Consider the following 6,909-nt stretch of genomic DNA (forward strand, 5'->3'; position numbering starts at 1 on the left):
GGCCTGAAAAGGCCTTTTTAAAGCTCAGCAGCGCTGACTTGTCGCCTTCGAAATCGTTGGCTTCCGCAGCGTCGCGCCGGGCCGACCGATTCTCGGCGCATCGGCGACCGTTTTTACACGGCCTCGGTCTATACCAGTCGTGGCACCGGCTACTGGGGGCCGCCCAAACGCGTTGGGGCGCCTTCGGAAATTACCGTGCTGCGCCTGATCACGGCTTGACTGGGCGGCATCGAGGGGGCTCGTTTGCCGGATTGCAAAGCCGGCGCTCGGGTGTATTTACAGCAACGAGGTCAGTCGTGTCATGCGGAACTAATCGCAGTGGGGCCGCACGGATGGCTTTGGCCGCTTTGCCATCTTGGTATGCAGATGCTGGTTGGCTCCTGATCGGCCGGAGCGGCTGTTGGCATTGAGTCAGAGGAGCGGCCGGTATAGGCCAGGTAACCGACCTTACCCGTTAAGATCGCTCGAACGACTGCTGTCCGCTACGAAGTGGGACGGGACCCGACCCAAAGCTGAAGTCGGCGGATTAGGAAAGCGGAGGTTCACGTTGAGCTTGAGTAGCCTCCGCGGCAGCGAAGCCGGCTGCCGCGGAGGCTACTCACCGACGCCGCTGCGACAATGCGCGACACGGATGGACCCTCCGCCGGCGAGAAACAACGTTGACCATTGCCAACCTCGCCACCCGCGTACGGGATCTCGGCTAACGACCTGCATTCCACAAACGCTTCAGTCGTGCCCACCAGCCAGAATTTTGCTCGCGGAAATACGTATCGCGATGCCGCACCTCCGCCTGGCGCCCATAGAGCACCTCGGCTTCCGTAAAAGCAGGCGACCAAACCACAAAGCCACTTTTGATGTAGTAGTGCGAGCGACATGGCTTTTGCCAGTTGCCGATCGACGGATAGAGGCTGGGGCCTGGGCGCTCATTGGTGAATTGCCAACCCAACGGGCCCAGCTGCGTGCGTATCTTCTCGCCGCAGCCGCAGGCACACAGATGCGCCGCCGTCCGATATTTCTGCGAGACGTAAAGCACACCCGGCTCTAGTGTCGAAGGCATGAACTCGACGAGTTCTAGCCGCATGCGATTAATCGTCATCGGGGACTAACAGCGAAAGGTTATCCAGCGTCAAGAGCAATTGATTCAAGGGTGGCGGCCCCGCGTAGAACCCACGAATCTGCTTGTAGCGAAGCACAGCCAACGCAGCATTCAGGGCGTTGAGCTCGGCGATCTGGATATTGCTCTTGTAGACATCGTCCGGCGGATCGGTCTCCGGCACATAGCCTTTGCTCCGTACGGTGTGACCGCTATCGTGGGGGAAGTAGGTCGTTCGCACTGTTCCGCTGATCGGCCCGCCATGTCGCTTCAAGCCCATCCCCACGTCGATGAACGGAATGTTCTTCGCGATCAGCAAGTCGATGATGCGCTTGCGCGAACTTCCTTTGTCGACCGACACGAATGCGAAGGTGACGCCGTCGAGCTCAGCGGCCGACATTTCGTCAATGAACAGCGGTTTGATGGTGAGCCCGTGGCGAAAATTCTCGTAGCGTTTCCGGTAAACCTCGGCCTTGGACTGCCGCAGTTCGGCGCCTTCCTCCACGTCCAGGCGCCCTGGTGAGCGAAAAGCGTTATGCACAAAGAAGCTGTCCGGATCGAACCCGCGAATTTCTCGAACCGGCGTCTTCACCATAAAGTCGAGCACGTAACCGCCGCTTCCGCCCAAGCCGATGATGGCAATCACGTCGTTTTCAAACAACCTGGCCAGATCCGAGATCTCCGCCCGGCTGGTCATCGTGTCGCGCAGCTTGAAAACCGAGTTTGACGTTTCCTCTTCGCAATCACGGAAGGTATAGGGATTGACCCCGAACCGCGCCATCGCGGGGCCGCAGACCATCGCGACGTAGCTCTCGATCTTTTCAAAGTGATCGACGTAGGGGCGAGGCTGGCCGCCCTCCTTGAGCTTGTGCGAAAAACGCTGCCTAACGATAACATCCCGACAACGTTCGCTCATGTTGAGCTGCGCCTCCCCGCCGCCCAGGCCGCGAACGACCTGACCGTCGAGCCCAAACGGGCGCGGCGCCGCAAAGTAGATCTGGTGATCCTCAGGGCGAACGCTAGTCTGATCCTCGAAGACCAGCTTCCCCACGAAGGCCGACCACTGCAATTGCCCTGCTGAATCGAGATAGGGAATGTCCCGTACGACCAGGTGATTGCTATAGACGGCTAGGGCATAGCCCTTTTCGAGAAGCCGCTGCAGGTCCGGATTACGACTCGCCAGTGTCTTTAACATAGAACACCATCCCATCCTTAACCTTGACCGAGCCGCCCGGGGACAGCACGCCGTTTTTGTTGCCGTGCGCCCGCTCGTAGGTGACCGAATAGACGCGTTCCGGGTGCTGCGGGAAGTTCGGGTCCTCCAAGGTGACGACCTCGGCGTACGTGATTTCGTCCTTCGGCCACTCATGGGCAGTGGCCTCGACGATGATGGTGACCAATTTCTTTGGATGTTCTGACATGAAAGTCTCCTATACCGGGTGATGCCATTAACTCTGGTTAAATGATCCTGTTTAACGTGCTGCAGATTGACGCTCAACAGGAACGACTGCAGTATAACTGCAATGTTCTGCATAAATCAAGCTGTTTAACGAGATTATTTTATGGCAGAGTACTTGTACTCGATTCCGCCTGAGTCGGCGACATCCTCGGTGCGTCGAATAAAGCCCTGCAAGACGAGGTTCTTCAGTCGGGTACTGGCGTTGGGGACGGAGAGTCCTAGGTCGCTAGCCACCTGGGAAGCCAGTACTGCTCCTTTGCCAAGAACGTACTCAACGAGGTCTCGTGTAGATTTGTTCAGTTCCGGGCCGATAATCTCGAATTCGCTGTTGTTCCAGATCACCAGTGGCTGATCCTTCGCTCGCGCAGCATAGCTCCAGTTATCGATCAGGTCTCGGTTGAAGAGGTTAGTAAGGTAGAAGCCTTTCTCCCCACGAAGCTGCTTGGCAACCGAAATAACGCTTTCGCGTGGAAACGACGCGTCTGTGGCCTCGATTCCAGCTAGTGAGATACCGAATACCTCAGTACTGGAATTTTGCTCCACGAAATCCAGAAGCTTGCGGAAGACTTCCTTCCCTTCAATGTTGCCGAAAGGACGGGCATTCTTCGTGAAGTCCCGTAGCGCTATGACGGTCGATTTCTGGTTCATCGTATTAATTTAACGAGAAATGTCCGCTCAGTCAAGGAGGAAATCGAAGCAGATGTGGGTGCCAGCAATTCTCGCCAAGTTCAAACAATGGGAAAACTGGATCAACTCGCCGAAGTGCGTAATCTTCAAAACAAAATTTTCCTGACGTACAGAAATAAGAGCGTTGTACTTCTGAGCATAGCTGCCGGAGCCTTTCAGCCCTAGCCCTCTACCTGAATCGTTCACCTGACTGATCCCGCCTTTGGAAAATATTTCTTGCAGCAGCGCAACTCGATAGTCCAGCTTCGACTTTGCGATGTTCTTCGCTAGCTTTGGGTATTTGGTTTCCAAGATGGGCATGAGCGTCCCAACAATGCCATGCCCCCCGTCAGAAATTACGGTTTGTATGTGACGCCTCCTACCTCTTGGGTAGTATTGAAGACCTGCAAACCCAGCTGATGTAGCTCCCGAATGCTCCTGAACGTTACCAAAGAGCTCGGATATGACAGTGTGGACTGCAACGTCGTATTGATCTCCGGCGCAAGCTACAAAGCTCTTTCCTAAGAGATCGGGAATGCTGTCATCAGGCTGCAGATGGTCGATTTCCCGTAGTTCAACGACCGCATCGTTGTTTCCCTCATAAGCCTGAGCTGCGGAAACACGGGGGCGGTTTGGCAGAACTTTCACCTGTGATCGCAGTAGGTCAATAAAACCCATACGGTTTAGGTAGGTCAGTGTCGACTTGGATGCCGTGAAATCTACTGAAACCAACTTGCCGGAATCTACCAACTGGTTGCAGATAGCGAGCAGGAGGGCCAACGCTTCAAGCAGAATCTTGCAGTCCTCGCCCACCACAAATTTGACACGACGAGTTGCTGAATCAAGGGGTGACTCAACGGCCAGCAACGCTTTTTCAAATAGATCGGCAGTGAGCCAGCAAGTACTTCCGAGTTCAATGCGTAATTCGACAAGTGCCCATGTGTACTCTGCTAGATCCTGTACAAAAAAATCCTTATTTGCGTACAAAAGCCGATTGATCTCTGTCTTGTCCTTACGTAACTGAGTCGCGATCTCCTTGGCCTTTTGGCCAGGCTTTTGTTCTAGGATGGCTTCTATTTTTTCGAGCATCGTCAGCACCGGGTTTTGTTGGGCACAGTGTAAAGATTTGATGGCTCATTTTGTAGGTTGATGCCAAAGTCGTTCTGTGCATACTCCATCACCTTGAATCGCGCCGGCTTTCGTAGTCAAGTCCGAGTGTCTGTTTAGCGACTTAAATCTGCCGCACAGCACTGTGTGGCTGGGCGGCCGTTCCGGTTTAGGTTTGTTTGACGTCTGCCCTTCACGTGACGAGGCTGGATGACGGGAGAGCGCCTGCGGGCAGACGTTGAATAAACCTCCAGGGACGAAACCGCGGAATGCTGCTGCGCGGTTCGGGTAGGGCGCGGCCTATGGGGATTTGAGGCCAGCCGGTGTTCCCAGGATGGCCGATGATTGACGCATCGAACCGTCGGCAAGGCACAGATCGGCACCGACGGCGGTCATTGGCGCCACGATCGGGCGTGCCAGAAGCGGCGAATGCTGGCGACACGGCATCGAGCAACAGCCGGCCGCTCCCGGCGCCGGGAACTCGGGTGCCAATGCGGTCGTGTGACGAAAGAGCTGCAAGCTGTGCATCATGGCGGTGCGCGAATCGGCTGTCGACGCATCATGATCTCGACGACCAGCATGGCGCCGCCGCAGCAGCGACAGACGAAGGTCGGCGGTGGCGTTACGGCGCTTTCGTTGTCGACCGGTTCGGGTCGAGGCACATCGAGCAAGGCACGCGCCGTGGCGAGACTCTGCTGTCGCCCGGCATTGGCCAGCAGTCCGTAGTGACGGATGCGGTGGAAACCCGTTGGCAACACATGCAACAGGAAGCGCCGCATGAACTCGTCGGCGGCGAGCGTCATCGTCTTGTGGCGGGTACGCCCCTTGGCCCGGTAGTCCTTCCAGCGGAAGGACACGCCATTCTCATCCATCGCCACCAATCGCCGGTTGGAGATGGCCACCCGGTGGGTGTAGCGGGAGAGGTAGGCCAATACGGCCTCGGGACCGGCGAACGGACGCTTGGCATACACCACCCACTCGCACCTGCGCAGCGGCACCAACCACCGGCCGAAGGCGCCGGCATCGGCCAGGGGCGCGTGCTCGCCGAAGAACTGCAGCTGGCCGGCGCGATACCGCTTCTCGAGTTCCTCGATGAAGCGCCGACGGAACAAGCGCGACAGCACGCGCACCGGCAAGAAGAACCCGCGCCGGCAAGCGACCCAGCGTTTCCCATCGGCAGAAATGCCACCGCCGGGGACGATGCCATGCACGTGGGGATGATGCGTCAATGCCGAACCCCAGGTGTGCAGCACCAGAGTGGCGCCGATCTGGGCGCCGAGGTGTTTCGGATCGGCGGCGATGGTCGTCAGCGTTTCCGCCGCCATGTCGAACAGCAGCCGGTAGAGCACCGCCTTGTTGGTGTAGGCGATGGCGCTGATCGGTTCGGGCAGCGTGAAGACGACGTGGTAATACTCGACGGGCAGCAGATCGGCTTGTCGGGCCTCGAGCCAGCGCTGGGCGGCACGCGCCTGGCACTTCGGGCAATGCCGATTGCGGCAGGAGTTGTAGCTGATCTCCTCATGCCCGCAGGCATTGCAACGCAATGCGTGTCCACCCAGCGCCGCGGTACGGCACTGTTCGATGGCCGACATGACCTTGAGCTGACCGGGGCTCAGGTGGCCGGACTGCCTTGCTCGCCACGCCGGGCCATGGGTGCGGAAGATGTCGGCGACCTCCAGGGCAGGCCGTCCCATGGCGGCGCTACGGGGAGTTCGGCTTCTCCAACGGGCTGACGACCTCGCGCAGGATGTCGGTGGCGACCTGGGCGTACAGGGCGGTTGTTTCAAGCCTATTGCCAGCGGGCGATAGGCTCGACTATCTCCCGCGCGGAACTATGTCCCGCTGCAGCGCCTGCCCGCTGCTGACAACGGGGAGAGCGACTCCTGCGAGACATAGTTGGCACGCCTAAAGACTCTTCAGAAAGGCCAACAGTCGATCGTCGGGTCGATACCTTCCTGGCTTGCCCTCGGGAGGCGTGGTCATGTCCAGGACGCGTTGCTTCAATTCAAGGTTGGCATCCAGGTAGATCTGCGTCGTCTCGATCGACTCATGACCGAGCCACAACGCAATCACGCACTGCTCGGCACCTTCTTGGAGGAGGTTCATTGCCGTCGTGTGCCGAAGCACATGTGGACTCACACGTTTATGCTTCAGCGATGGGCAGGCGACAGTAGCGACGGCAACATGTTTGGCCAACAGATAGTGTACGCCGTGGGCGCTCAATTGACCGCCGCTCGCGTTTGGGAACAGTGGTTGAGCGGGTGCCCTGGCTGGCTCTCTCACCCAGGCAGTCGTGAGGCGGGGTGGGGAGTAACCGGAAGCGAACTGTCGGTCCGTAGGATAACGAACCTGTTTCGGCGGGGTATGGCGGCGAGCCTGCACTAAAGTGGCGAAGCCTGGAATCAACGCAGCACGCTGTCGTGGCGGATAAAGCGGTGTTGCGGCGTACCACGTGGTTGAATCGCCCCGAGTTTGGTGGAGGCTCTAACTCTTGAGAAGATAGAGCCATGAAGAAGTCTGTGAAGTTCTCCCCTGAAGTCCGTGAGCGTGCCGTACGCATGGTGGCCGAGTGTCGCGGCAACCA

Annotated in this window: 8 protein-coding genes; all 8 read right to left on the bottom strand. The window is 58.0% G+C overall.

All coding sequences use genetic code 11. The features are described from left to right. Positions 1-700 precede the first annotated feature (700 nt). Positions 701-1,081 carry a ubiquitination-like system serine protease family protein gene (locus GPA25_RS23205; protein ID WP_211163329.1) on the bottom strand — a complete coding sequence of 127 codons (381 nt, stop codon included), beginning with the start codon at positions 1,079-1,081 and terminating at the stop codon, positions 701-703. Between the two features lie 4 nt (positions 1,082-1,085). After that, complete coding sequence (locus GPA25_RS23210; protein ID WP_169262771.1) at positions 1,086-2,288, bottom strand: ThiF family adenylyltransferase; 1,203 nt, start codon at positions 2,286-2,288, stop codon at positions 1,086-1,088. Beyond that, positions 2,263-2,514, bottom strand: a complete 252-nt coding sequence (locus GPA25_RS23215) for a multiubiquitin domain-containing protein (RefSeq protein WP_169262772.1) — start codon at positions 2,512-2,514, stop codon at positions 2,263-2,265. The genes GPA25_RS23210 and GPA25_RS23215 overlap by 26 nt, the downstream gene beginning before the upstream one ends. A 134-nt stretch (positions 2,515-2,648) precedes the next feature. Further along, positions 2,649-3,200 carry a MarR family transcriptional regulator gene (locus tag GPA25_RS23220; protein ID WP_169262773.1) on the bottom strand — a complete coding sequence of 184 codons (552 nt, stop codon included), beginning with the start codon at positions 3,198-3,200 and terminating at the stop codon, positions 2,649-2,651. Between the two features lie 27 nt (positions 3,201-3,227). Continuing rightward, positions 3,228-4,316: an ATP-binding protein gene (locus tag GPA25_RS23225; protein WP_169262774.1), complete on the bottom strand. Its 1,089-nt coding sequence runs from the start codon at positions 4,314-4,316 to the stop codon at positions 3,228-3,230. A gap of 536 nt (positions 4,317-4,852) precedes the next feature. Next, positions 4,853-6,019, bottom strand: a complete 1,167-nt coding sequence (locus GPA25_RS23230; RefSeq protein ID WP_169262775.1) for an IS91 family transposase — start codon at positions 6,017-6,019, stop codon at positions 4,853-4,855. Positions 6,020-6,230: 211 nt separating this feature from the next. Next, positions 6,231-6,707, bottom strand: coding sequence for a tyrosine-type recombinase/integrase (locus tag GPA25_RS24260; protein ID WP_343035054.1), 477 nt, complete (start codon positions 6,705-6,707; stop codon positions 6,231-6,233). 20 nt (positions 6,708-6,727) lie between these two features. Beyond that, positions 6,728-6,909, bottom strand: a 182-nt coding sequence (locus tag GPA25_RS23905) for a hypothetical protein (RefSeq protein ID WP_211163331.1), incomplete at its 5' end; no start/stop codon positions are given.

This window comes from Aromatoleum diolicum (genome assembly GCF_012910955.1).
GTDB classification, from domain to species: domain Bacteria; phylum Pseudomonadota; class Gammaproteobacteria; order Burkholderiales; family Rhodocyclaceae; genus Aromatoleum; species Aromatoleum diolicum.

What these genes read in the sequence shown, in the direction of transcription:
- GPA25_RS23205 (WP_211163329.1), bottom strand. Translation starts at nt 1,081, where the DNA reads ATGCGGCTAGAACTCGTCGAGTTCATGCCTTCGACACTAGAGCCGGGT.
- GPA25_RS23230 (WP_169262775.1), bottom strand. Translation starts at nt 6,019, where the DNA reads ATGGGACGGCCTGCCCTGGAGGTCGCCGACATCTTCCGCACCCATGGC.
- GPA25_RS23215 (WP_169262772.1), bottom strand. Translation starts at nt 2,514, where the DNA reads ATGTCAGAACATCCAAAGAAATTGGTCACCATCATCGTCGAGGCCACT.
- GPA25_RS23210 (WP_169262771.1), bottom strand. Translation starts at nt 2,288, where the DNA reads ATGTTAAAGACACTGGCGAGTCGTAATCCGGACCTGCAGCGGCTTCTC.
- GPA25_RS23220 (WP_169262773.1), bottom strand. Translation starts at nt 3,200, where the DNA reads ATGAACCAGAAATCGACCGTCATAGCGCTACGGGACTTCACGAAGAAT.